Annotated in this window: 28 protein-coding genes; 19 read left to right on the forward strand and 9 right to left on the reverse strand. The window is 68.1% G+C overall.

Translation table 11 applies throughout. The annotated features are described in order from the left end of the window. Positions 1–239: 239 nt before the first annotated feature. Both DIE03_RS07660 and DIE03_RS07665 read left to right on the forward strand, forming a co-directional pair. A complete protein-coding gene (locus DIE03_RS07660; RefSeq protein ID WP_124449021.1) occupies positions 240–743 on the forward strand; it encodes a type VI secretion system amidase effector protein Tae4 in 504 nt (167 codons plus the stop codon). Then, a complete protein-coding gene (locus DIE03_RS07665) occupies positions 740–1,201 on the forward strand; it encodes a type VI secretion system amidase immunity protein Tai4 (protein WP_124449023.1) in 462 nt (153 codons plus the stop codon). The genes DIE03_RS07660 and DIE03_RS07665 overlap by 4 nt, the downstream gene beginning before the upstream one ends. A gap of 147 nt (positions 1,202–1,348) precedes the next feature. On the opposite strand, the gene DIE03_RS07670 is transcribed toward DIE03_RS07665, so the two are convergent. Beyond that, complete coding sequence (locus DIE03_RS07670; RefSeq protein WP_124449025.1) at positions 1,349–2,566, reverse strand: Bcr/CflA family multidrug efflux MFS transporter; 1,218 nt, start codon at positions 2,564–2,566, stop codon at positions 1,349–1,351. A 226-nt stretch (positions 2,567–2,792) separates the two neighbouring features. Between DIE03_RS07670 and DIE03_RS07680 the strand changes: the two genes are divergently transcribed. The 9 genes from DIE03_RS07680 to DIE03_RS07720 all read left to right on the forward strand — a co-directional run bounded on the left by DIE03_RS07680 (position 2,793) and on the right by DIE03_RS07720 (position 10,976). Continuing rightward, positions 2,793–3,245 carry a hypothetical protein gene (locus DIE03_RS07680; RefSeq protein WP_124449027.1) on the forward strand — a complete coding sequence of 151 codons (453 nt, stop codon included), beginning with the start codon at positions 2,793–2,795 and terminating at the stop codon, positions 3,243–3,245. A 194-nt stretch (positions 3,246–3,439) separates the two neighbouring features. After that, entirely contained in the window at positions 3,440–4,723 is a 1,284-nt protein-coding gene (hemL, locus tag DIE03_RS07685) for a glutamate-1-semialdehyde 2,1-aminomutase (protein ID WP_124449029.1), read from the forward strand. A gap of 15 nt (positions 4,724–4,738) precedes the next feature. After that, a complete protein-coding gene (ribD, locus tag DIE03_RS07690) occupies positions 4,739–5,860 on the forward strand; it encodes a bifunctional diaminohydroxyphosphoribosylaminopyrimidine deaminase/5-amino-6-(5-phosphoribosylamino)uracil reductase RibD (RefSeq protein WP_124449031.1) in 1,122 nt (373 codons plus the stop codon). Positions 5,861–5,874: 14 nt separating this feature from the next. Beyond that, the gene (locus tag DIE03_RS07695) at positions 5,875–6,504 is read left to right on the forward strand and encodes a riboflavin synthase (protein ID WP_124449033.1); all 630 of its coding nucleotides are present in this window, start codon (positions 5,875–5,877) and stop codon (positions 6,502–6,504) included. Positions 6,505–6,849: 345 nt separating this feature from the next. Then, positions 6,850–7,368 (forward strand): DUF1993 family protein, encoded by a 519-nt coding sequence (locus DIE03_RS07700; RefSeq protein ID WP_124449035.1) that lies wholly within the window; start codon positions 6,850–6,852, stop codon positions 7,366–7,368. A gap of 192 nt (positions 7,369–7,560) precedes the next feature. Further along, a complete protein-coding gene (gene ribBA, locus DIE03_RS07705; RefSeq protein ID WP_124449037.1) occupies positions 7,561–8,703 on the forward strand; it encodes a bifunctional 3,4-dihydroxy-2-butanone-4-phosphate synthase/GTP cyclohydrolase II in 1,143 nt (380 codons plus the stop codon). Between the two features lie 53 nt (positions 8,704–8,756). After that, entirely contained in the window at positions 8,757–9,275 is a 519-nt protein-coding gene (ribH, locus tag DIE03_RS07710; protein ID WP_011351235.1) for a 6,7-dimethyl-8-ribityllumazine synthase, read from the forward strand. Continuing rightward, positions 9,272–9,709 carry a transcription antitermination factor NusB gene (gene nusB, locus DIE03_RS07715; protein WP_124449039.1) on the forward strand — a complete coding sequence of 146 codons (438 nt, stop codon included), beginning with the start codon at positions 9,272–9,274 and terminating at the stop codon, positions 9,707–9,709. The genes ribH and nusB overlap by 4 nt, the downstream gene beginning before the upstream one ends. Positions 9,710–9,779: 70 nt before the next feature. Next, a complete protein-coding gene (locus DIE03_RS07720) occupies positions 9,780–10,976 on the forward strand; it encodes a pyridoxal phosphate-dependent aminotransferase (protein WP_124449041.1) in 1,197 nt (398 codons plus the stop codon). 108 nt (positions 10,977–11,084) lie between these two features. Here the strand turns inward: DIE03_RS07720 and DIE03_RS07725 are convergent, their stop codons facing one another. Next, complete coding sequence (locus DIE03_RS07725; protein WP_124449043.1) at positions 11,085–12,212, reverse strand: lytic transglycosylase domain-containing protein; 1,128 nt, start codon at positions 12,210–12,212, stop codon at positions 11,085–11,087. 430 nt (positions 12,213–12,642) lie between these two features. Further along, entirely contained in the window at positions 12,643–12,837 is a 195-nt protein-coding gene (locus DIE03_RS07730; protein ID WP_124449045.1) for a hypothetical protein, read from the reverse strand. On the opposite strand from DIE03_RS07730, the gene DIE03_RS07735 reads away from it, so the two are divergent. Together DIE03_RS07735 and DIE03_RS07740 are read left to right on the forward strand one after the other, a co-directional pair. Beyond that, complete coding sequence (locus DIE03_RS07735; protein ID WP_124449047.1) at positions 12,809–14,365, forward strand: UbiD family decarboxylase; 1,557 nt, start codon at positions 12,809–12,811, stop codon at positions 14,363–14,365. The genes DIE03_RS07730 and DIE03_RS07735 overlap by 29 nt on opposite strands. A 60-nt stretch (positions 14,366–14,425) precedes the next feature. Beyond that, positions 14,426–15,094 (forward strand): LysE family translocator, encoded by a 669-nt coding sequence (locus DIE03_RS07740; protein ID WP_124449049.1) that lies wholly within the window; start codon positions 14,426–14,428, stop codon positions 15,092–15,094. Between the two features lie 118 nt (positions 15,095–15,212). Here DIE03_RS07740 and DIE03_RS07745 read toward each other — a convergent pair whose 3' ends face one another. Then, positions 15,213–15,521 carry a hypothetical protein gene (locus DIE03_RS07745; RefSeq protein WP_124449051.1) on the reverse strand — a complete coding sequence of 103 codons (309 nt, stop codon included), beginning with the start codon at positions 15,519–15,521 and terminating at the stop codon, positions 15,213–15,215. Between the two features lie 527 nt (positions 15,522–16,048). Between DIE03_RS07745 and DIE03_RS07750 the strand changes: the two genes are divergently transcribed. Beyond that, entirely contained in the window at positions 16,049–16,978 is a 930-nt protein-coding gene (locus DIE03_RS07750; protein WP_124449053.1) for a Rossmann-like and DUF2520 domain-containing protein, read from the forward strand. A gap of 75 nt (positions 16,979–17,053) precedes the next feature. Beyond that, a complete protein-coding gene (locus DIE03_RS07755; protein WP_006488584.1) occupies positions 17,054–17,617 on the forward strand; it encodes a YggT family protein in 564 nt (187 codons plus the stop codon). 14 nt (positions 17,618–17,631) lie between these two features. On the opposite strand, the gene DIE03_RS07760 is transcribed toward DIE03_RS07755, so the two are convergent. Together DIE03_RS07760 and crcB are read right to left on the reverse strand one after the other, a co-directional pair. After that, entirely contained in the window at positions 17,632–17,982 is a 351-nt protein-coding gene (locus DIE03_RS07760; protein WP_124449055.1) for a DUF190 domain-containing protein, read from the reverse strand. Between the two features lie 23 nt (positions 17,983–18,005). Next, positions 18,006–18,392, reverse strand: a complete 387-nt coding sequence (gene crcB, locus DIE03_RS07765; protein WP_124449057.1) for a fluoride efflux transporter CrcB — start codon at positions 18,390–18,392, stop codon at positions 18,006–18,008. A gap of 415 nt (positions 18,393–18,807) precedes the next feature. On the opposite strand from crcB, the gene DIE03_RS07770 reads away from it, so the two are divergent. Then, the gene (locus DIE03_RS07770) at positions 18,808–20,019 is read left to right on the forward strand and encodes a S53 family peptidase (RefSeq protein ID WP_124449059.1); all 1,212 of its coding nucleotides are present in this window, start codon (positions 18,808–18,810) and stop codon (positions 20,017–20,019) included. Between the two features lie 37 nt (positions 20,020–20,056). Here the strand turns inward: DIE03_RS07770 and DIE03_RS07775 are convergent, their stop codons facing one another. The 3 genes from DIE03_RS07775 to DIE03_RS07785 form a co-directional block, all read right to left on the reverse strand. Continuing rightward, positions 20,057–20,926, reverse strand: a complete 870-nt coding sequence (locus DIE03_RS07775; protein WP_124449061.1) for a Sir2 family NAD-dependent protein deacetylase — start codon at positions 20,924–20,926, stop codon at positions 20,057–20,059. 184 nt (positions 20,927–21,110) lie between these two features. Next, positions 21,111–21,491, reverse strand: coding sequence for a DUF4406 domain-containing protein (locus DIE03_RS07780; RefSeq protein WP_124449063.1), 381 nt, complete (start codon positions 21,489–21,491; stop codon positions 21,111–21,113). Further along, positions 21,488–22,087, reverse strand: coding sequence for an NUDIX domain-containing protein (locus tag DIE03_RS07785; RefSeq protein ID WP_124449065.1), 600 nt, complete (start codon positions 22,085–22,087; stop codon positions 21,488–21,490). Before DIE03_RS07785 ends, DIE03_RS07780 begins: the two co-directional genes overlap by 4 nt. 81 nt (positions 22,088–22,168) lie before the next feature. On the opposite strand from DIE03_RS07785, the gene DIE03_RS07790 reads away from it, so the two are divergent. The 3 genes from DIE03_RS07790 to DIE03_RS07800 all read left to right on the forward strand — a co-directional run bounded on the left by DIE03_RS07790 (position 22,169) and on the right by DIE03_RS07800 (position 24,206). Continuing rightward, entirely contained in the window at positions 22,169–22,924 is a 756-nt protein-coding gene (locus DIE03_RS07790; RefSeq protein WP_124449068.1) for a DeoR/GlpR family DNA-binding transcription regulator, read from the forward strand. Positions 22,925–23,049: 125 nt separating this feature from the next. Next, positions 23,050–23,667 (forward strand): chromate transporter, encoded by a 618-nt coding sequence (locus tag DIE03_RS07795; protein ID WP_124449070.1) that lies wholly within the window; start codon positions 23,050–23,052, stop codon positions 23,665–23,667. After that, a complete protein-coding gene (locus tag DIE03_RS07800) occupies positions 23,664–24,206 on the forward strand; it encodes a chromate transporter (RefSeq protein ID WP_124449072.1) in 543 nt (180 codons plus the stop codon). Before DIE03_RS07795 ends, DIE03_RS07800 begins: the two co-directional genes overlap by 4 nt. The last annotated feature ends 7 nt before the right edge of the window (positions 24,207–24,213 follow it).

Consider the following 24,213-nt stretch of genomic DNA (forward strand, 5'->3'; position numbering starts at 1 on the left):
CACCACGGCGGTTCCGCAATCATCGACAAGCCTTCTACCGAAGGCGGCGCGTGACGTTACGCGTTCGTACACACTCACATTTTCGAACAAGTCCAATTGTCAGCAGTTGCCCAGGCTCGGTAACTTCCTTCACGCCGCGCGGTGCCGCCATCCCGGTCCGACGCGAGAAATGACGCGTTTCTCACGGAACCCCGATTGGCATCGACAGCATCACGTTCATCCAGTTTGCGGAGAGGGATATGCCTAGACCAAGTTTTTCAGCCGCATGGGCAGCAGCAATGCGCATTTACGCGCCGATGAATTCCGCGGAGAAAGTTGCGCTGACGATTGGTGGCAACGTGGCCATCAATATCAACAGCAGAGACCCGAAACTACGTTGGGAAAATACCTGCGCCGTGCGACTGAGCTATATTCTCGGCCAGGCCGGCATGCCGATACCTTATATTCCGGGGCAAACCGTGTCTGGTGCGGACAAGCGCTGGTACTTCTTTCGTGTCAAGCATCTCATCCGCTTTCTCGAGCAGCGATGGGGCAGAGCGGAGGTAATCCAATTCCCGCCTTCCCGGGGAGGCAACACCCTGGCTGACAGGCAAGGGATCATCCTCTTCGAGGTTTCAGGCTGGTCGAATGCCACGGGACATGCGACGCTTTTCAATGGTCTCACCTGTTACGACCAATGCTATTTCAACGAGCCGGGAGCCAATTACCGCACCGATCGTGCGCACTTCTGGAGTCTGCCATGAGACAAAATCCGCTGCTCCGGTGCGTGATGTTTTGGGTACTGACGTTAGCGGCCCAATCGGGCCATGCAACGGATACAACGTCGTCGCCGCAAGCCGGCGCCCGAACCTACGCGCAGAACTACAAGGACATGGTGCTCGCCGAATGCATCGCGACCGCTTATCGGAATGAACCGTCCGCCGCGATTGACGCGGGAAGCAGCGCCAGTGCACTAATGGATTGGACCGATTTCGATCTGGAACGGAACCCCGACGCGAGCAAATCGCTGGTCAATCGTTTTCTTGCTCGCGACTATCACAATCCGATCGTCGAATCCGAAATCAAGGGCGTCAGGTTTGATTTTTTGAAATGCCTTGATCTGTACCACAGTCAGGAACTCGATGCTCAGGTCAAACGGTTCGTGACCAACCCGAAGCGCAGCTATCGACTCGACAATCGCTCGTCAGACCGCTCCAAGTGACGCAGACGTGAAAATCAATGCGTGATTCGCATTGCCGGCTGGCGGGGTTACATCGACGTGCTGTTCGCTTGTGTTATCGCTTGGGCGAATACCGTCGACATACGCCCGCCCTGTCGGCCGCGCCCTCCGCCAGTTCCGCCGCGCCGCTCAAGCCCCCGCTTTCACCGGCCGGCCATGCCAGCGCAGCACGAGGCAGCGCCCGGCGAAACACAGCACGCCCGACACGCCGATCGTCACGCCCATCGCGAACGGCGTACCGTCCGCGAGTGCGCCGATCGCGACGCTCGCCAGCGCGCCGAGCGCGAGCTGCATCGCGCCGAATACGGCCGCCGACGCTCCCGCGTTGTGCGGATAGCGGTGCATGAGGTCGGTCGTGCAGTTCGCGGACAGGATCCCGACCACACCGACGACGAAGAACAGGCACACGACGATCGACCACAGCCCGCCCCACCCCGTCAGCGCGACGAACGCGACCGCGAGCGACGCGATGGCGCTCACGAGCGACGCGGCCGCGATGATGCGCAGCGAGCCGATGCGGCCGACGAGGCGCGTGTTCGCGAAGTTGCCGATCATGATCCCGACGACGTTCAGGCCGAACAGCAGCCCGTAGTGCTGCGGCGACACGTGGAAATACTCGATGTATACGAACGGCGTAGCGGTGATGTACGAGAACATGGCCGCGAACGCCATCCCGCCGCACAGCATGTGCCCCCACGCGACGGGGTCCGACAGGATGCGCCCGTACGACGCGAACGACGCGAGCACGGCCGTGCTCTTGCGCCGCTCCTTCGGCCAGGTTTCGGGCACGCGCAGGTAGGCAGTCGCCGCGCATGTCGCGCCGAACACGGCCAGCACGACGAACACGCCGCGCCAGCCGGAGAAGCGCAGGATCTGGCCGCCGATCAGCGGCGCGAGCAGCGGCCCGACCGCGGTGACGATCGCGACCATCGACAGCACCTTCGCCGCGTCGCTCGGCTCGTGCGCGTCGCGCGCGATCGCTCGCGCGAGCACCGACGCGGCGCCGGCGCCGAGCGCCTGCAGGAAGCGCACGACGATCAGCATGTCGATCGAGCCCGACACGAAGCAGCCGATGCTCGCGAGCGTGAACAGCGCGATGCCGCCGAGCAGCACGGGACGGCGGCCCCACGTGTCGGACAGCGGGCCGTACAGCAGCATGCCGATCGAGAAGCCGGCCATGAAGCTCGTGAGCGTGCGCTGCGCGGCGCCGGGGCTGACGGAGAAGCCGGCGGCGATCGACGGCAGGCTCGGCAGGTACATGTCGGTGGCGATCGGCCCGCAGGCCGCGAGCGCGCCGAGCAACAGGATCAGCCGGGCATCGGGCCGGCGCCGGACGACGTGAGACATGGGTATCCGGAATGGAGCCCGCGCGCATCGGGGCGCGCGTGGCGGTGAAGACGGGAGGCCGCGCCACGGATGGCGCGCTCAGGCCCATGATTGTACGCGCAACTTTTTTACGTGACGCCGGCCGCGTACGATGGCGGGCCGGCAAGCCTTCCCGCGCGCGGAATCGCACGCGGATTCGACTAAGCTTGCCGCTCTCGTCTGATCATTTGAACGCACGACCGAACCGATGACCGCTTTCCTGCTGATCTGGAGCCCCAAGAAATGGCCGTGGCCCGAGCTGCCCGACGTCGCCGCGCGCGTGAAGGCCGGCGAGGCCGTGCACGACGTGTGGGGCTGCGGCTTCGCGCGCAGCATCCTGCCGGGCGACCGCGTGTTCCTGCACCGCGTCGCGAAGGAGCCCAAGGGCGTGTTCGGCTCCGGCTACGTGACGCGCGCGCCGTACGAGGTGCCCGATCCGTCGACGAAGCGCGGCTACCGGCTGTGCATCGACTTCGTCTACGACTGGCTGGTCGACGCGCACCAGGACGTCGTGATCGCGCGCGACGCGCTGCGCGTCCATCCGTATTCGGTGCAGACCTGGGACGCCCAGACGTCCGGCACGTCGATCAAGCCGATGGTCGAGGGCCCGCTGGAGAAGCGCTGGGCCGAACTGACCGGCAAGCGCAAGCCGCCGCGCTAGCCGGGCCCGGTGCCCGGTGCCGGACGGAATCCGGCCCTCGTTTCCGGCCCTGGCCGTTCCCCAACGCGCCGAACGGTCGCACAAGCGCCGGCGGGCCTGCCGCGCGCGTCTCCGGTACAATCAGACGATCGTTCCGCCCAGGCGCCGCGGCCCGTGCACAGGCCCCCCGCGCCCTTCTCTCGCAGGTTTCGCTCATGTCCAACAATCAGATCCTCTTCGAACGCGCCCAGAAGACCATTCCCGGCGGCGTCAACTCGCCGGTGCGCGCCTTCCGTTCGGTCGGCGGCACGCCGCGCTTCGTCTCACGCGCGCAAGGCCCGTATTTCTGGGATGCCGACGGCAAGCAGTACATCGACTACATCGGCTCGTGGGGCCCGATGATCGTCGGCCACGTCCATCCGGAAGTGCTGTCGGCCGTGCAGAACGTGCTCGCCGACGGCTTCTCGTTCGGCGCACCGACCGAAGCCGAGATCGAGATCGCCGAGGAAATCTGCAAGCTCGTGCCGTCGATCGAGCAGGTGCGGATGGTATCGAGCGGCACCGAGGCCACGATGAGCGCGCTGCGTCTCGCGCGCGGCTTCACGGGCCGCAGCCGCATCGTCAAGTTCGAGGGCTGCTACCACGGCCACGCGGACAGCCTGCTGGTCAAGGCCGGCTCAGGTCTGCTGACGTTCGGCAACCCGACCTCGGCCGGCGTGCCCGCCGACATCGCGAAGCACACGACCGTCCTCGAATACAACAACGTCGCCGCGCTCGAGGAAGCCTTCGGCGCGTTCGGCGACGAGATCGCTGCGGTGATCGTCGAGCCCGTCGCGGGCAACATGAACCTCGTGCGCGGCACGCCCGAATTCCTGAACGCGCTGCGCGCGCTGTGCACGAAGCACGGCGCCGTGCTGATCTTCGACGAGGTGATGTGCGGGTTCCGCGTCGCGCTCGGCGGCGCGCAGGCCTATTACGGGATCGCGGCCGACCTCACCTGCCTCGGCAAGGTGATCGGCGGCGGGATGCCGGCCGCCGCGTTCGGCGGCCGCCGCGACATCATGGCCCACCTCGCACCGCTCGGCGGCGTCTACCAGGCCGGCACGCTGTCGGGCAACCCGATCGCGGTCGCCGCAGGGCTGAAGACGCTGCAGCTGATCCAGGCGCCGGGCTTCTACGACGCGCTCACCGCGCAGACCAAGCGTCTCGCCGACGGCCTCGCAGCGGAAGCGCGCGCGGCCGGCGTGCCGTTCGCAGCCGACTCGATCGGCGCGATGTTCGGCCTGTACTTCGCCGAGCGTGTGCCGACCAGCTTCGCGGAAGTCACGAAGAGCGACATCGAGCGCTTCAACCGCTTCTTCCACCTGATGCTCGACGAAGGCGTGTACTTCGCACCGTCGGCCTACGAGGCCGGTTTCGTGTCGAGCACGCACGACGACGCGGTGATCGACGCGACGCTCGCGGCCGCGCGCCGCGCCTTCGCGGCACTCGCTGCCTGACCCGGGGCCGCGCGCATGTTCTCGGATATCGATTTCGCCCACATGCAGCGCGCGCTCGCGCTCGCGGCGCGCGGCATGTATACGACGGCGCCGAATCCGCGCGTCGGCTGCGTGATCGTCAAGGACGGCGACGTGATCGGCGAAGGCTTCACGCAGCCGGCCGGCCAGGATCACGCGGAAGTGCAGGCGCTGAAGGATGCACGCTCGCGCGGCTATGACGTCGCCGGCTCGACCGTCTACGTGACGCTCGAGCCGTGCAGCCATTTCGGCCGCACGCCGCCGTGCGCGAACGCGCTGATCGAAGCGCGCGTCGCGAAGGTCGTCGCCGCGATGGAAGACCCGAACCCGCAGGTATCGGGGCGCGGCCTCGGCATGCTCCGCGACGCGGGCATCGACGTGCGCTGCGGGCTGCTCGCGCATGAAGCCGGCGAGCTCAACGTCGGTTTCGTGTCGCGGATGACGCGCGGCCGCCCGTGGGTGCGGATGAAGGCCGCCGCATCGCTCGACGGCCGCACCGCGCTGCCGTCGGGCGAAAGCCAGTGGATCACCGGCGAGGCCGCGCGCCTCGACGGGCATGCGTGGCGCGCGCGCGCCTGCGCGATCCTGACCGGCATCGGCACGGTGCGCGAGGACAATCCGCTGCTGACCGTGCGCGGCATCGACACGCCGCGCCAGCCGCAGCGCATCCTGGTGGACAGCCGTCTCGACCTGCCGCTCGACGCGCGGCTGCTCGAGGGCGCCCCGCTGTTGATCTTCTGCGGCCGGCTCGACGCCGGCGGTGAAATGCGGGCGAACGTGCTGAAGTCGCGCGGCGCGGAAATCGTGCCGCTCGCGAATGCGCACGGCAAGGTCGACCTGCCCGCGATGCTGGCGGCGCTCGGCGCGCGCGGCGTCAACGAATTGCACGTCGAGGCCGGCCACAAGCTGAACGGCTCGCTGCTGCGCGAGCAGTGCGTCGACGAATTGCTCGTCTATCTCGCGCCGAGCCTGCTGGGCGCCGACGCGGCCGGCATGTTCGACCTCGCCGCGCCGGCGAATCTCGAGGCCCGCACGCGACTGACGTTCCACGGGGTCGAGCGGATCGGCGACGACCTGCGGATCCTCGCGCGTTTCGCATCGCCCGACACCCCTCGTTGAACGGAGTCGCCACGATGTTCACCGGAATTGTCGCGGCCGTCGGCCGCATCGAATCGATCAGCCCGCTCGGCACGTCGGCCGATGCCGGCGTGCGCCTGACCGTGCAGGCCGGCGGGCTCGATCTCGCCGATGTCGCGCTCGGCGACAGCATCGCGATCCAGGGCGCGTGCATGACGGTGATCGACAAGACCGACACCGCGTTCGACGTCGACGTGTCGCGCGAAAGCCTGAACCGCACGGTCGGCCTCGCGCAGCCCGGCGAAGTGAACCTCGAGAAGGCGCTGCGCGCGCATGACCGTCTCGGCGGGCACATCGTGTCGGGCCACGTCGACGGCCTCGGCACCGTGTCGCGCTTCGCGCCGGTCGGCGAATCGCACGAGCTGCGCATCGTCGCGCCGCGCGAGCTCGGCCGCTATCTCGCTTACAAGGGGTCGATCACGGTCAACGGCGTGAGCCTGACCGTCAACACGATCGACGATCGCGCGGACGGCTGCGAATTCTCGATCAACCTGATTCCGCATACGGTCGAGGTCACGACGCTGCGCCATGTGAAGGCTGGCGACAAGGTGAATCTCGAAGTCGACATGATTGCGCGGTATGTGGAGCGGATGCTGTCGTCGTCGCAGGGTGCGCATCAGGACTGATCGCAGCGGCGCCCCTCGAAACGGCGGCCGACGGCCCGATATCCGGGTGCGGACGGTCGCCGTTTTTTTCATCCTGCCCGGCATGGCACACCGGTGCTTCATATCCCGTTTTTCGTCCCATGAATCTTTCGGAGCGATGCCCGGTGCTCGTCAGGGTGCCATTCCGGCGTGATCCAAACCGCTCCCGCCCGGCCCTCGGCCGTTTGGTCTAACGATTCCCGGCCGAATGGCCAACGACGCGCACGGGTCATGCCGTCGCGCTAAGATGCATCGACAGCGGTTTCAACGCCGCAACGCACGACGCGCCGCGCACCGGCCGCCCCTCTTCCCACAGGAGTCGTTCCCATGTCCATCTCGATGTACCAGGCTTCGCTGCCCGTCCTGATCCGCGGCCTGACCAACCTGCAGCACATCCTCGGCAAGGCGCAGGCGCATGCGGCCGAGAAGCAGATCGATCCGTCGGTGTTCATCGGTGCCCGCCTCTACCCGGACATGCTGCCGCTCGTCCGCCAGGTCTACATCGCGACCGACACGGCCAAGGGCTGCGCCGCGCGGCTCGCCGGCGCCGAGATCCCGAGCTTTCCCGACGTCGAGCAGACCTTCGACGAGCTGCACGCACGCATCCAGAAGACGATCGACTACCTGAAAGGCTTCGACGCCGCGCAGATCGACGGCAGCGAGGCGCGCCAGATCGTGCTGAAGATGCGCGTCGGCCCGATCGAGTTCACCGGCCAGTCGTACCTGCTGGGCTTCGTGCTGCCCAATTTCTTCTTCCACGTGACGACCGCGTACGACATCCTGCGCCACAGCGGCGTCGAACTCGGCAAGCTCGACTACCTCGGCGGGCGCGACCAGCACGCCTGACGCTCGGCCGCGGTCGACCCGGCACGCACCCGTCCGCACCCGCGTGCCGGCCACGCGCGGCGGCCCGCCGGGCCTGCCGCGCAGGCCGCCCGCGACGCTTTCCGGAGCGCTTGCCCGCCGCGCGCAGCCCATGCCAGCCGAAACGCCGTCCGGCTGGCGTAAAATACGCACTTTCCTCTTTCTCGCCCCTTTATGACGCTCGCCTCCACGCTCGACATCATCGCCGAGCTGAAAGCCGGCCGGATGGTGATCCTGGTCGACGAAGAAGACCGCGAAAACGAGGGCGACCTCGTGATCGCCGCCGAATTCGTCACGCCGGAAGCGATCAACTTCATGGCCAAGTACGGCCGCGGCCTGGTGTGTCTGACGTTGACGCAGGAACGCTGCAAGCAGCTGCACCTGCCGCTGATGACCTACCGCAACGGCACGCAGTACGGCACCGCGTTCACGGTCAGCATCGAAGCGGCCGAAGGCGTGACGACCGGCATCTCGGCCGCCGACCGTGCGCACACGATCGCCACGGCGGTCGCGCACGACGTGCGCCCCGAGCACATCGTGCAGCCGGGCCACGTGTTCCCGATCATGGCGCAACCGGGCGGCGTGCTCGTGCGCGCGGGCCACACCGAGGCCGGCTGCGACTTCACCGCGCTCGCGGGCCTCACGCCGGCCGCGGTGATCTGCGAGATCATCAAGGACGACGGCACGATGGCGCGCCTGCCGGACCTGATCGAATTCGCGAAGGAACACAACCTGAAGATCGGCACGATCGCCGACCTGATCCAGTACCGCAGCCGCACCGAATCGATCATCGAGCGGATCGCCGAGCGCACGATGCAGACCGCGCACGGCACGTACCGCGCGGTGCTGTACCGCGACCAGCCGAGCGGCTCGCCGCACATCGCGCTGGTGCGCGGCGCGCCGTCGCCCGACGTCGATACGCCGGTGCGCGTGCACGAGCCGCTGTCGGTGCTCGACCTGCTCGAGACGGGCGTGTCGACCCACTCGTGGACGCTCGACGCCGCGATGCGCGAGATCGCGGAACGCGACCTCGGCGTGATCGTGCTGCTCAACTGCGGCGACACGAAGGAACACCTGATCGACGTCTTCAAGGCGTTCGACGAGGAAGAAAGGGCTGCGGCGCTCAAGCGCCGGCCGGTCGATTTCAAGACGTTCGGCATCGGCGCGCAAATCCTGCGCGATGTCGGCGTCGGCAAGATGCAGGTGCTGTCGAATCCGCGCAAGCTGGGCAGCATGTCCGGCTACGGCCTCGAAGTCACGGGCTTCATTCCGATGCCCGGCGCCGAGGCCAAGTCCTGCCCGGCGTCCCACGCGTAACCCGCCACGGCGCTTTCGCCCCATAACCGTTCATCCACACCACGGACCAGATCATGGAAATCGGACAATACCAACCGAATCTCGAAGGCGACGGCCTGCGTATCGGCATCGTGCAATCGCGCTTCAACGAGCCCGTGTGCAACGGCCTCGCCGACGCGTGCGTCGAAGAACTGGAACGCCTCGGCGTCACCGGTGAAGACGTGCTGCTCGTGTCGGTGCCCGGCGCGCTGGAAATCCCGCTCGCGCTGCAGAAGCTCGCGGAAAGCGGCCAGTTCGACGCGCTGATCGCGCTCGGCGCGGTGATCCGCGGCGAGACCTACCACTTCGAACTCGTGTCGAACGAGAGCGGCGCGGGCATCACCCGCATCGGGCTCGACTTCAACCTGCCGATCGCGAACGCGGTCCTGACGACCGAAAACGACGAGCAGGCCGTCGCGCGCATGACCGAAAAGGGTCGTGACGCCGCACGTGTCGCCGTCGAGATGGCCAACCTGACGATGGCCCTCGACCAGCTCGGCGATGACGACGAGGACGAAGAGGAAGACGAAGACGACGAAGAGGAGCGCGCATGAAGAAGAGCGCCCGCCGACAATCGCGCGAGCTGGCGACGCAAGGCCTCTACCAGTGGCTGCTGTCGAACGCGTCCCCGGGCGAGATCGACGCGCAGCTGCGCGGCGCGCTCGGTTACGACAAGGCTGACAAGGAGCTGCTCGACGCGATCCTGCACGGCGTGATCCGCGAGCATGCCACGCTCGTCGAAGCGCTGACGCCGTCGCTGGACCGTCCGATCGACCAGTTGTCGCCGGTCGAACGCGCGGTGCTGCTGATCGCGACGTTCGAGCTCACGCACCATGTCGAAACGCCGTACCGCGTGATCATCAACGAAGCTGTCGAACTCGCGAAGACGTTCGGCGGCTCCGACGGCTACAAGTACGTGAACGGCGTGCTCGACAAGCTCGCCGCGAAGCTGCGCCCCGCCGAAACGCAGGCGCGCCGCAACGGCTGACACCGTTTGCCGGTCCACGGGCGCGCAAGCGCCCGTTTTTCATTCTTCCTCTCCCCCGCCCTGCCCGCCGATGAATACCACCGCCGATTCGCTCGTCACGCTCGCCGCACGCGTCGACGCGATCCAGCCCTTCCATGTGATGGAACTGATGAAGGAGGCACAGCGGCTCGAGTCCCTTGGGCGCGATGTTATCCACATGGGCATCGGCGAACCGGATTTCACCGCGCCGGAGCCCGTCGTCGAAGCCGCCGCGGCCGCGCTGCGCCGCGGCGTCACGCAGTACACGAGCGCGCTCGGCATTGCGCCGCTGCGCGAGGCGATCGCCGCGCACTATGCGCGCGCGTACGGCCTCACGATCAGCCCGGAGCGGATCGTCGTGACGGCCGGCGCGTCGGCCGCGCTGCTGCTCGCGTGCCTCGCGCTCGTCGGCCGCGACGACGAAGTGCTGATGCCCGACCCGTCGTATCCGTGCAACCGGCACTTCGTCGCGGCGGCCGAAGGCCGCGCGGTGCTCGTGCCGAGCGGCCCGGACGCGCGCTTCCAGCTCACCGAGGACGACGTCCGCACGCGCTGGGGCGATCGTACGCGTGGCGTGCTGCTCGCGTCGCCGTCGAATCCTACCGGCACGTCGCTCGAACCGGATGAACTGAAGCGGATCGTCGAAGCCGTGCGCGCCCGCGGCGGCTTCACGATCGTCGACGAGATCTACCAGGGGCTCAGCTACGACGCGGCGCCCGTGTCGGCGCTGTCGTTCGGCGACGACGTGATCACCGTGAACAGCTTCTCGAAGTATTTCAGCATGACGGGCTGGCGGCTCGGCTGGCTCGTCGTGCCGCCCGCGCTGGTCGGCACGTTCGAGAAGCTGTCGCAGAACCTGTTCATCTGCCCGTCCGCGCTCGCGCAGCACGCGGCACTCGCCTGCTTCGAACCGGCCACGCTCGACCTCTACGAAGCGCGCCGCCTCGAATTCAAGCGTCGCCGCGACTTCATCGTGCCGGCACTCGAACGGCTCGGCTTCGCGGTGCCCGTGATGCCGGACGGTGCGTTCTACGTGTATGCGCAGTGCGGCGGCGTCGCCCATCCGGCAGCCGGCGACAGCGCCGCGCTCACGCAGGCGATGCTGCACGACGCCGGCGTCGTGCTGGTGCCCGGCATGGACTTCGGCGTCCATGCGCCGCACGACTACATCCGCCTGTCGTATGCGACGGCCTACTCGCGGCTCGAAGAGGCGGTCGACCGGCTCGCGACGCTGTTCGGGCAGCACTGACGCTGCGGCCCGCGCACCGGCCGATTCACCCGCCGCAAAAAGAAAAGGCACCCGGATCGGGTGCCTTTTTCACTGCCTGCCGGGCGAAACCGGGCGGAACGCGTGACGTTACGCGCCGAGCTCCGAGTGATCACCGTGCGACTGCTTCGCGGTGTCGACGCTCGCGTCATCCTGCGGCGACGCTTCCTTCGGCGCGGCCGCCTTCGCCGACGTCGCGCTGTCGAGCGTCGCATGCACGCGCTTCGCGCCGCCTGCCGCTGCCGTCACGGCAGCCGTGACGATCGGCTTGGCCGGCTGCGCCGGTGCCTGCGGTGCGTTGACCGGCACGCTGCGGCCGCGCGCGACGTCGCGCAGGCGACCACGCTCGGCCATCACCTTCGAGCCATAGCCGTTGTCGTCGGGGTTCGTCGAGCCGTTGTACAGGCGCAGGCCGTTCGCGAGCGAGCCGCCGCGTGCAATGCAGTCCTTCAGCACCAGCGCACCGACCTGCAGGTTCGCGAGCGGCTGCAGCGCCGTATCGGTGCCGCCGAAGTATTCGAACTTGTCGGAATGGACCTTCGACATGACCTGCATCAGGCCCTTCGCGCCCACGCCGCTTTCGGCGTATGGGTTGAAGCCCGACTCGATCGCCATCACGGACAGCAGCAGCAGCGGATCGAGGCCGACGTCACGGCCGGTCTGGAACGCAGCCTTGACGAGCTGGCCGAGCGGCGCCTGCGCGACGCGGTAACGGCGCGACAGGTAGGTCGCGACGAGCGCCTGTTCGCGGTTCGACGCGAGCGCACGGTCGTCACGCGCATCGGCCGCGACCCGCTGGGTCGGGATCAGCTTGGCAAGTGCGACCGGCGACGGGCCGTTGCGGACCGGATCGGACGCATCGGCCTGGGCGCCCTGTGCGGCGGGTTCCGGTGCGACATCGAGGCCGACCGCGAGCGCGTCCGTTTCGGGCGCCTCTTCCTGCTGCGGCTGCGCGCCGGCGGGCGCGAAGTTCGGCAGCGGATGACCGGACAGCAAACGGGCTGGCCCGGCCTGCACGGCCGCAGATACGACCGGCATCAGCTTCGCGGCAAGCGTGCCGCGGACGGTTGGCAGCAGCCACAGTGCAAGCGCAACCGCGACAGCAAAACAGCCGACAACGCTGAATAGATGGTGACTGACACGCGTCCCGCGACGCAGCATGTTGCGCACGATCTGCGCATGCTGCTCATTGGGACGCCACGATAACCAAGCGTTCATTCAGATCATCTCCCATGAACATGACTCGTGCGGCTCGCTCAGCTCGATGGCGAGACAGATAACGCGCCGCGGAATCACGACGCCGCACGCCTTGGTTGGGACGTGCAAGCATCGGGGAAACGGTATAAGTACCGTTCGAGGCCACGGTGTAAGAGGGCCGGCACCTTCGCACAGTGGGCGAGGCGGGCATACGCGGTGGCACCCACGCAAAAAACCAGCGTCTGGTAGCGCTGGCTGGGACTACAACTCAAGCCGTCGGATACGCCGTGCAGGATTCGGCGGACGGTGACGCGCTGCGTCAAAGATCGGTGATTGGCGGCTCGAAGCCTTTTACCCTGCAGCCAATGTGAGCGGATTCTAGCAGGGTTTTATAGATCGTCAACACTATAAAAACTCAAATCTATAACAAAAAGTAATTTACGATCGCTCTTCAGAACGCAAATCCCGTGCCGTAGGGGGTTTGCGCGCGATCGACTTTTTTCGCCGCCGGGCGGCCGGACGGCGCCGCGGGTAAAATCGTCGGTCGATTCGGGGTCGCAGCCGGCAGCTGCGCCCGCCCATCGCTGCCCGCCATGCGGGTGGCCCGGACCTTCTTCATGAAATACAAAGACTTACGCGATTTCATCCAGCGCCTCGAGGCGCTCGGCGAACTGCGGCGCGTCACGCAACCCGTGTCGCCCGTGCTCGAAATGACCGAGCTGTGCGACCGCGTGCTGCGCGCCGGCGGCCCGGCGCTGCTGTTCAACGCGCCGCCCGGCCATGCGTTTCCGGTGCTCGGCAACCTGTTCGGCACGCCGCGCCGCGTCGCGCTCGGCATGGGCGTCGATGCGGGCGACGATGCCGCGCTCGATTCGCTGCGCGATCTCGGGCGCCTGCTGTCGGCGCTGAAGGAACCCGATCCGCCGAAGAGCCTGAAGGACGCCGGCAAGCTGCTGTCGCTCGCGAAGGCCGTGTGGGACATGGCACCGAAGTCGGTGTCGTCGCCGCCGTGCCAGGAGATCGTCTGGGAAGGCAACGACGTCGACCTGAACAAGCTGCCGATCCAGACCTGCTGGCCCGGCGATGCGGGGCCGCTCGTCACGTGGGGCCTGACGGTCACGCGCGGGCCGAACAAGTCGCGCCAGAATCTCGGCATCTACCGCCAGCAGCTGATCGGCCGCAACAAGCTGATCATGCGCTGGCTCGCGCATCGCGGCGGCGCGCTCGACTTCCGCGAGTTCGCGCTGCAGAACCCCGGCAAGCCGTATCCGGTCGCGGTCGTGCTCGGCGCCGATCCGGCCACCACGCTCGGCGCGGTCACGCCCGTGCCCGATTCGCTGTCCGAGTATCAGTTCGCCGGCCTGCTGCGCGGCAGCCGCACGGAGCTCGCGAAGTGCCTGACGCCCGGCGTCGACACGCTGCAGGTGCCCGCGCGCGCGGAGATCGTGCTCGAAGGCTTCATCCATCCGCAGGAAGGCGCCCCTGCCCCCGCGCCGGCCGGCGCACCGCCGCGCCCGTCCGGCAACGCGTCGGCCGCCTACGAGCACGCGCTCGAAGGTCCGTACGGCGACCACACCGGCTATTACAACGAGCAGGAGTGGTTCCCGGTGTTCACCGTCGAGCGCATTACGATGCGCCGCGACGCGATCTATCATTCGACCTACACGGGCAAGCCGCCCGACGAGCCCGCCGTGCTCGGCGTCGCGCTCAACGAGGTGTTCGTGCCGCTGCTGCAGAAGCAGTTCACCGAGATCACCGACTTCTACCTGCCGCCCGAAGGCTGCAGCTACCGGATGGCGATCGTCCAGATGAAGAAGAGCTACGCGGGCCACGCGAAGCGCGTGATGTTCGGCGTGTGGAGCTTCCTGCGGCAGTTCATGTATACGAAGTTCATCGTGGTCGTCGACGAGGACGTGAACATCCGCGACTGGAAGGAAGTGATCTGGGCGATCACGACGCGCGTCGACCCCGTGCGCGACACGGTGATGGTCGACAGCACGCCGATCGACTATCTCGACTTCGCGTCGCCGGTGGCCGGTCTCGGCTCGAAGATGGGGCTCGACGCGACCAACAAGTGGCCCGGCGAGACGAATCGCGAATGGGGCCGCCCGATCGAGATGGACGCGGCCGTGAAGGCGCGCGTCGACCGGCTCTGGCAGGAGATCGGCCTCTGACGTCATGCGGCCGGCGCGCGCCGGCCCGCGCAACGCACTCGCCACCAGAACACAACCAAGATGAGCTTTCCGCCCGCCTCCATGCTGTCCGACGGTTTCTTCCTGTCGCTGTCGCTCTGTCTCGACATCGGCCTCGTGAACGTCGCGATGCTGTCGCTGACGCTGTCGCACGGCTTCCGGCCGGGCTTCTGGCTCGGCGTCGGCTCGTGCGTCGGCGATCTCGTCTACGCGGCGCTCGCGCTCGCGGGAATGGCCGTGCTGCTGCAGTTCGAGCCCGTGCGCTGGATCGTGTGGATCGGCGGCGGCGCGGTGCTGCTGTTTCTCACGTGGAAGATGGCGCGCGAAGCGCTGACGCCGGCCGGCGCGACCAACGACGATGCGGACGACGCGCCGCAGCCGCGGGCGAGCGCCCGGCGCAGCTTCGTGCGCGGGATGCTGCTCGCGATGTCGTCGCCGAGCGCGATCCTGTGGTTCGCGGCCGTCGGCGGCGCACTGATCGCGAAGGCCGGCGCGACGACGCCGGCCACCGCGTCGGTGTTCCTGTCGGGCTTCTTCCTCGGCGGCCTCGCCTGGACGCTCTTCATGTGCACGCTCGCGAGCCAGGGCCGCAAGCGCGCGGGCGCCGGGTTGATGCGCGCGTGCCATGTCGCGTCGGCGCTGCTGTTCGCGTATTTCTCGTACAGCGTGATCGTCGGCGGCTACCGCGACCTGATCGTGCACGCGGTGTAAGCGAAACCGGGTTTGAACAGGCCGCGCATCGAGCGGCGGCCCCAAAGAAAAACGGCGCAGCGCCCCTCGCGGGACGATGCGCCGTTTTGCCACGCGCGGTCAGGCCGCGCGGGACGAATCAGCGACGCCAGTAGCCGTGATGACCCCAGCCGCCATAACCATGGTGCCAGTACGGGCGACCGTAGTAACCACCGCCATAGCCGCCGACGACCACGGCGGGCGGTGGTGCATAGTAGGCCGGCGCCGGTGCGTAGTAGACGGGCGGAGGCGGCGGTGCGTAGTACACGGGCGGCGGCGGTGCATAGACGGGGTACGCCGGTGCGACCGGGATACCGATGCCGACCCCGATCGACACGTGGGCTTGCGCGGCGCTTGCGGCACCCAGACCCAGCGCGGCGGCGGCGATGAACGGAATGAGCTTTTTCACTTCGATTCTCCTGCTGGAGCGAGATTTTGTGCGCTCCTGTCGGCAACGGCGGGCATGCACGTCGCATGGATGCAATGTAGCGAAAACCCGCCCCTCGCGTGTTGTGCATTTGTTGCAAATTGCAATTGCACGACGCTGGAGGCGCGTTGTGGCGTGGCGTCCGGAGCCGGCGACGCCCCTTGCAGATCGCGCGACTCCGTCCGACGACCGGGGTCGCGACATACTGGCCGGTCAGTCTTACCGGATACGGCGCGCGCAACGGGGACGCGCACGTAATGAACGATTACAAATTTGAGACAAGATCCCGACATTTCAAGCGGGACGGGCACGCGACATGTTTCGGGGTCGGATTCCACGATCATGAATCGCCCGCGGCGCAGGGCACCGGCCGGGCACCGGTACGCGGATGGGAATCGGGTCTCACGTCGGTAATGAATACCTGCGGCGGTGCGACAAGCGCCCTTGCGCGACACCACCGACATTCCTGCGATACTGGCGATTGCTTCGTTTTGCTTACGCCCGCTGCCATGCCCCTTCCCGACACACCCCGCCTCGGCTTCATCGGTGCCGGCCGCCTCGCCCGCTGCGTCGTGCAGCGCTTCGCGCAGGCCGGTTTCCCCGTCGTCGCGATCGCGAGCCGCACGGCCGCGTCGGCTGCCGGCCTCGCCGCGCGCATCGACGGGTGCCGCGCAGTCGACACGCCGCAGCAGGTTGCCGATGCCGCCGACCTGATCTTCGTGACGGTGCCCGACGACCATCTCGCCCCGACCGCCGCGGCGCTCCGCTTCGACGCGTCGCGCGCCGCCAGCCAGGCGGTCGTCCACTGCAGCGGCGCGTCGGCGGTTGCGCTGCTCGATCCGGCGAAGCAGCAAGGCGTGGCCACCGGCGGCTTCCATCCGCTCTACCTGTTCGGCGGCACCGATGCCGACCTCGCGCGCATCGACGGCTGCTCGGTCACGATCGAAGCAGACGGTGCGCTGCACGCGACGCTGCTGCGACTTGCTGCCGCACTCGGCTGCCATCCGCTGTCGATTCCGGCCGGCGGCCGGATGCTTTACCACGCGGCCGCGCACTACGCGGCGAGCTTCGCGCTGTGCGGGCTGTCGGAAGCGGTCGAACTGTGGCGCGGCCTCGGCTTCGACGAGGACGCCGCGCTGCGCGCGCTGCTGCCGATGCTCGCTGGCACGATCGAGACCGCGCGCGACAAGGGGCTTGCGAACGCGCTGGCCGGCCCGGTATCGCGCGGCGATACGGGTATCGTCGAACGCCAGCTCGCGCTGCTCGAGGCGCGCGGCGGCGATCACGCGGCGCTGTATGCGCTGCTGACGCGCCGCGCGGTGGCGCTCGCGGCGAAGCGCGCCGCACCGCCGGCGTCGCTGCCGGCGCTGGCCGAAGCCGTCGAAACGTCGCTCGCGCGCACGGCCGCGCACCCCTCCCCGTCGCGGGACGAGGCGTGATAATGTGTCGGCCGATGCGCCGCCAACCGGCGTTGGCGGCCGCACGCTACTGACTGTATAAAAAGGATGCCAACGATGTTCGGCGAGATCGCCCGTTTTCTGCTCAATACCGTCTTCACGCTGTTCGGCGCCGCGCTGATCCTGCGCGTCTGGATGCAGGCCGTCCGCGTGCCGCCTTACAACCCCGTCACGCAGGCCGTGCTGCAGGCGACCAACTGGCTCGTGCTGCCGCTGCGCCGCGTGATCGCGGGCGTGCGCGGCATCGACTGGGCCAGCGTCGTCGCCGCGCTGCTCACCGCGCTTGTCTACGTCGTGTTGATGGTCGTGATGGCCGGCTTCGATCCTGCCGCGGTGATCGCGACGCTCGTCGTGGTCGCGCTGCTGACCGTCGTGAAGTGGGCGCTCAACCTCGTGATCTGGATGACGATCCTGATGGCGCTGCTGTCGTGGCTCAACCCGCGCTCGCCGGCGATGCCGATCCTCTACCAGCTCACCGCACCGTTCCTGAACCCGCTGCGCCGCGTCATCCCGAACCTCGGCGGCATCGACCTGTCGCCGATCCTGCTGTTCGTGATCGTGCAGGTGCTGCTGATGATCGTCACGCGCGCGGCCGTCTCGCTGACGATGTTCGGCATCTGATCCAGCGCATCACCCTACGCCGCCGGCCCCTGCGCCGGCGGTGCGCCGAGCGTGTCGATCACGCCGAAGCGCGCCGGCATCATCGCGTAGCACGCGCGCACCTTCTCATGTGACAACCGCTCGAGCAGCCGCTGCGCTTCGTCCTCGGTGACGATGAATTCGACTTCGATCGCGAGCGATCCCTGCAGTTCGAAGAAGCGGTCCTCATGCAGCACGCGGTGCTGGCCGAAACCGGCCATCGCGCGAAACGCGGAGCCGCCCGCGACGCCCATCCGGTTCGCCTCCTCCAGCAGCCATTCCCACAGCGGCTTCCAGTGCAGCCGGTGTTGCTCGTGCACGTAGAAGCGCAAGAAGACCCTGTCCATCGCAGCCTCCGATGGCGGCACGCTCAGGCCGCCGCGAGCCACGCACGCGCGGTCCACATGCCGAGCGCCGTGAGCGCGAACGATCCAGTCAAGTGTAGGGCAGCCACCGCCAGCGCCCATCCGAATTCACCCTCGAGCGCATGCGTCATCACTTCGACCGAATAGGTCGAGAACGTCGTGAGGCCGCCGAGGAAGCCCGTGATCACGAACAGCCGCCACTCGGGCGGCAACCCGACGCGCGCCGTGAACACGACGGCGGCAATGCCGATCACGTAGCCGCCGATCAGGTTCGACGCGAGCGTGCCGAGCGGCACGGCCGGAAAGAATTCGTTGAGCGCGAGGCTCAGGAACCAGCGCAGCAATGCGCCGAGCCCGGCGCCGACGAAGATCGCGACGATCGAATGGAACAAGGGCACTCCTCACTGACGACGCCGCGCGACGGGCACGGCCTACGCCGAACTGTATGCGGAATCGCGCGACGGCGGCAATGCCGGCGGGACGGGCCGGCAGGCGCCCGATCGTGTCGTGACTGCACGACGTTTCCCGTTGTCTTCGCGAGCGGGACTCGATCGATATTTCCAGGCAATTACATCTGACATTACAAATTCGTTTTTGAATCGATCGATTATTTATCAGATTTTTAAATGCGAAACAGGCGATTGGATACGGCCGCAGGTTAACCCTGCAAACCCCGTATTCACAATGATTCCGCGTGCTCGCCCTAATCAGGAATTCCCGCATCCAGCCGATATTCGATTCAATTGACGCCGTCGATTTCGTAGAATTGTTTCGCCACTCCACTCCATCGGCATGGAGACTCGAAAAATGAACAATATCCGCCTGTCATCCATGTTGATTCCGGCGCTGTGCGCGTCGCTGCTCGCATCGAGCGTCGCGCTCGCCGACGGCAACGGGCCGCCCTCCTACGTCGAAGGCAACCGCGCGCCGAAAGGATTCGCCCGCCCGCCGTTCCACACGAAGCCGCGCGCGAGCACGGCCACGATCGCCGGCCTCACGCCCGCGCTCACGCGGCACGCGTACGGGTTCGATTCGATCGCCAACCAGGGCGACGGGATGATCGTCGCGATCGTCGACGCGTACGACGACCCGAAGATCGAGTCCGACCTCGGCGTGTTCAGCAACGCGTTCTCGCTGCCGCCCTGCACGTCGTCGAACGGCTGTTTCACCAAGGTGTACGCACGCGGCGCACGGCCCAAGACCGATGCGGGATGGTCGCTCGAGATGTCGCTCGACGTCGAATGGGTGCACGCGATCGCGCCGAAGGCGAAGATCGTGCTCGTCGAGGCCGCGTCGGCCGGCTTCAACGACCTGCTGGCCGCGGTCGACGTTGCAGTCAAGCGCGGCGCGTCGGTCGTGTCGATGAGTTTCGGCGGCAACGAATTCGGCACCGAGACCGGCTTCGACAGCCACTTCAACGTCGCGGGCGTCACGTTCGTCGCGTCGTCCGGCGACAGCGGCACCGGGACCGAATACCCGGCCGCGTCGCCCTACGTGGTATCGGTCGGCGGCACGACGCTGTCGTCCGATACGGCCGGCAACTACGTCGGCGAAGCAGCGTGGAGCGGCAGCGGCGGCGGCGTGAGCACGACCGAGGCCGAGCCGGCCGGACAGGCCGCATGGCCCATCCCGGTGGCCGGCAAGCGCGGCGTGCCCGACGTCAGCTACGACGCGAATCCGTCCAGCGGTTTCGCGGTGTACGACTCGGTCACCTATCAGGGGCAAGCAGGCTGGTTCCAGGTCGGCGGCACGAGCGCGGGCGCGCCGCAATGGTCGGCGCTCGTCGCGATCGCGAATTCGCTGCGCACGGCGGCCGGCAAGAAGTCGTTGAGCGGCACGTACGACGCGCTTTATACGGTCGGCAAAAACGCGTACGGCAGCGACTTTCACGACGTGACGACCGGGTCCAACGGCAATTGCGGCAGCGTCTGCAATGCAGCGGGCGGCTACGACTACGCGACGGGGCTCGGTTCGCCCGTCGCGCCGGCCCTCGTGCAGGCGCTCGTCGCCCGGCCGTAACCGCGCGGTCGGCGCCGGTCGGCCCGTGGCGCGGGGCTCAGCCGCCGCGCCACGCGCGATCGAGCGCGGTCAAGGTCGCGAGCGCACTGCCCTTCAGCCCGATCACGTCCGAACGGCGCGCATGCGCTTCGCGCGCGTTGATGCGGATCACGTCCGCACCGAGCCGTTCGCTCAGCTGGCGCACGGTCGGAATCGCGGTGCCCGCACCGATCTCGACCACGACGACGCGCCCGGCCTGCGCGATCCAGTCTTCCAGCGCGCGCTCCTGCGCGTCGTAGCGCTCCCCGAGCCAGCCGGTGTCGCCGAACATCAGGATGTTCGGCCGCGCGAGCCCGCCGCAGTGCGGACAGCGCGGCAGGTCGCCAACGAGGCGGCACGCGGCTTCGTCGACATCCGGCACGAACGGCGCCGCGTCCCATGTATCGTCCGTACACGGCCGCAGGCACTGCATCGTATGAATCGACCCGTGGATCTCGACGATCCGTGCCGGATCGAAGCCGGCTTTCTGGAACTGGCCGTCGACGTTGCTCGTCAGCACGAAGCCGCCGTTCGGCATCGCGCCGATCCAGCGGCGCAGGATCGCGAAACCCGCGTGCGGCACCGTCGCACGGTAAAGCGCGAGACGATGTCCGTAGAACCCCCACGCGAGCGGCGCACGCGCACGGAACGCATGCGGCGACGCGATCTCGTGGAATTCGAAACGCTCGTGGCGCAGCGCCGGATACGCGCGCCAGAAGCCGTCCGTACCGCGAAAATCGGGCAGCCCGGAATCGACGCCGATACCCGCACCGGCCGTCACGAGCAACGCATCGGCACGCTCGAGCGCGGCGACGGCGGCCGCGACGAGATCGGCGGGCAGTTGCGCGGCGGCGGAGTCGGTAGAGTCGGCGGGATCGGAGAACGGCATGATGGGAAGGCGGTGGTGTCGAACGTTGCACGAGTGGCGTCGCGATCATACGCCCGTTCGGACGCCGCGCCGCATGCGCGATGCAGCGGCGCGACGCCACGCTCGCCCGGCCGTCGGCCACGCGGACATCGACCGAGGCGGCGATGCCGCCGGTGGTTCGTCGGCCCGGCGCCGTTCTTCCCGGTCAGCTGTCCGAATCGTCCTGTGCGAACGGGATCTCGTCGACCGCGAAATAGACCGGTTTGCCGAGTTGCCGCGCAAGGCCGACGTCCATGTCCGCCCCGCGCGACGCACCGTCGATCCGCAGCACCGCATCGCAACGTCGCAGCAACCGGTGCGCGGCCGGATACAGGAACGTCTCGCCGATCGCGTCGCCGACCTGCGTCGACCCGGCCGCGGCCGCAAGCGGCAGCGACACCCACTCGCCGATCATCGGCACGTGCCCGCGCCGGTACACGGCGAGCGCCGCGGCTTCCAGCCGGTGCAGGTTCGCGGCGATGCGCGCGGGGTCGCCGTCGGTGCCGCTGCGATAGGGGCCGGCGACCAGCACGAGCCGCGGCGTCATGCGGCGCGCGCGCCGGCGGTTTCCCGCAGCGCGACGTACTGCAGCAGCATGATCGTCTTCGCGTCGACGATCTCGCCGCGCTCGACCGCGTCCAGCGCAGCCTGCAGCGGCATCTCGACGACTTCGAGATCCTCGCCCTCTTCCGCGACGCCGCCGCCGTCGCCGGTCCGCAGCGACGCATCGTATTCGCCGACGAAGAAATGCAGTTTCTCCGTCACGGAGCCCGGGCTCATGAACGCCTCGAACACCTTGCGCACGCCGCGCACGCGGTAGCCGGTCTCCTCCTCGGCTTCGGCGCGGATGCGCGCTTCCGGCGTCTCGTCGTCGAGCAGGCCGGCCGCCGCTTCGAGCAGCATGCCGTCGTGGCCGCTGGCGAACGCCGGCATCCGGAACTGCCGCGTCAGCAGCACGTCGCCCGTAACGGCATGGCGCAGCAGGATCGTCGCGCCGTTGCCGCGATCGTATGTCTCGCGGTTCAGGCGCTGCCACGTTCCGTCGCGGCGCCGGAAATCGAAGGTCACCTTCTTCAGCACATACCAGTCGTCGGACAGCACCGTCGTATCGACGATGCGGACCCGGTCACGCGTTGCAGCCATTGCAGCCTCCCGTTCGACAAAAGACGGTGCCCATGGTAACGTGCAGTTTCGTGCAATTTCAAGATATTTCGTGCAAACACGATGCTGACGACCCAACGCAAGAAGGCGATCCTCGATGCGCTCGCGCGCGACGGCCAGGTGCTGGCCGCCGAGCTGAGCGTGCAATTCGGCGTGTCCGAGGACACGGTGCGCCGCGACCTGCGCGAACTCGCGGCCGAAGGCCTGCTGCAGCGCGTGCATGGCGGCGCGCTGCCGGCGTCGCCGGCCGTCGCGCCGTTCGCGCAGCGCGAGACGCTCGAGACGGCGGAAAAGCGCCGCATCGCGCGGCGGGCCGCGGAGATGATCGCGCCCGGGCAAGTGGCGATCGTCGACGGCGGCACGACCTCCGCCCTACTCGTCAGCCAGTTGCCGGCCGACCTGCGCGCGACGATCGTCACGCACAGCCCGAGCGTCGCGGTCGCGCTGGCCGCCCATCCGTCGATCGACGTGATCCTGATCGGCGGGCGGCTCTACAAGCACTCGATCGTCGCGGTCGGCGCGGCGGCAATGGAAGGCATTGCACGCATCCATGCGGACCTGTACTTCATGGGCGTCACGGGCGTCCATCCGGTCGCGGGATTGAGCACCGGCGATTTCGAGGAGGCGGCGATCAAGCGCGCGCTGGCCGAACGCGCGGCCGAGACGGTCGTGCTCGCGTCGCAGTCGAAACTGCGCGCGGCGTCGCAGTTCGTGATCGGCGAGATCACGCTGGCGCAGACGATCGTCGTCGAAAACGAAACCGAGGCCGCGCTGACGGAGCCGATCGAGGCGGCGGGCGTGACGGTCGTACGCGCGTAGCGCGTCGAAGTGGTTGCACGTGGGTTGCGCGTGTCGTCGCGCCGGCGCCGGGCCGATGTCAGCGTGCTGACAGGCGCCGCTTGCTAACATGGGCGATCGCCCGATCGCCCCATGCTGCCCGCCCGATGCCCGCGCCCTCCGCCACGATTCCCCCGCCGCCGCCCGCCGCCGACGCACCGCCGCCGGGCGTCCTCACGCTGTTCATCGCGTTCACGCAGATCGGCCTGACCAGCTTCGGCGGCGGACTGAGCGGGCGGATGATGCGCGACTTCGTCTACGAACGGCGCTGGCTCGACGAAGAGGCGTTCCTCAACGGGCTCGCACTGTCGCAGGCGTTGCCGGGCGTCAACGTGAAGAACCTCGCGATCTGGATCGGCTACCGCCTCGCCGGATGGCGCGGCGCGGTGGCCGGCTTCACCGGCATCATCGCGCCGCCGGCCGTGCTGATCGTGCTGTTCGGCGTCGCGTTCTCGACCCTCACGCGCTTTCCGCTCACGCATGTCGCGCTGGCCGGCGCGGCGGCCGCGGCGATCGGGCTGTCGATCTCGATGGCGATCACCGCCGTGCGGCGGCTGCCGCGTCGCACGCTGCCGTTCGCGGTGATGGCGCTCACGTTCGTGTCGGTCGCCATACTGCACTGGCCGCTCGTGTGGACCGTGCTGATCGGCGGTGCCTTGAGCGTCACGCTGGAGTACCGCCGGACGGCCGTGGCGTCGGCATCGGCCGGGAGCGACGCACGATGACCGCGTCCGTACGCTATGCCGCGCTGTTCGGCGTATTTGCGCCGCTGTCGATCGCGACGATCGGCGGCGGGCAGGCGATCATCGCCGACATCCAGCGGCAGGTCGTCGACGTCCATCACTGGATGACCGCCACGCAATTCGTGAACGACTTCGCGATCGCGCGGATGGCGCCGGGGCCCGGCTCGCTGCTGGCGACGCTGATCGGCTGGCAGGTGGGCGGCTTCTGGGGCGCGGTGATCGCGACGCTCGCGCTGTTCGGCCCGACTGCCTTCCTGATCTACGGCGTCGCGCATCTGTGGCGGCGGCACCAGGGCGCGCGCTGGCAGGTCGCACTCGAAACCGGCCTGCGCCCGGTCGCGGCCGGCATGATCCTCGCGTCGGTCTGGGTGCTGCTGCAGGCGCTCGACGGCGGCTGGGCCGCGCGCGCGATCGCCGTCGCGTCGACGCTGTGCGTGATGTACACGCGCCTCCATGCGCTACTGCTGATCGCGATCGGCGCGCTGCTGCTCGTCGGCGTACACGCGCTCGGCGGCATGTAGCGCGGCG

It is taken from the genome of Burkholderia sp. Bp8992, assembly GCF_003853705.1.
Lineage (GTDB): Bacteria > Pseudomonadota > Gammaproteobacteria > Burkholderiales > Burkholderiaceae > Burkholderia.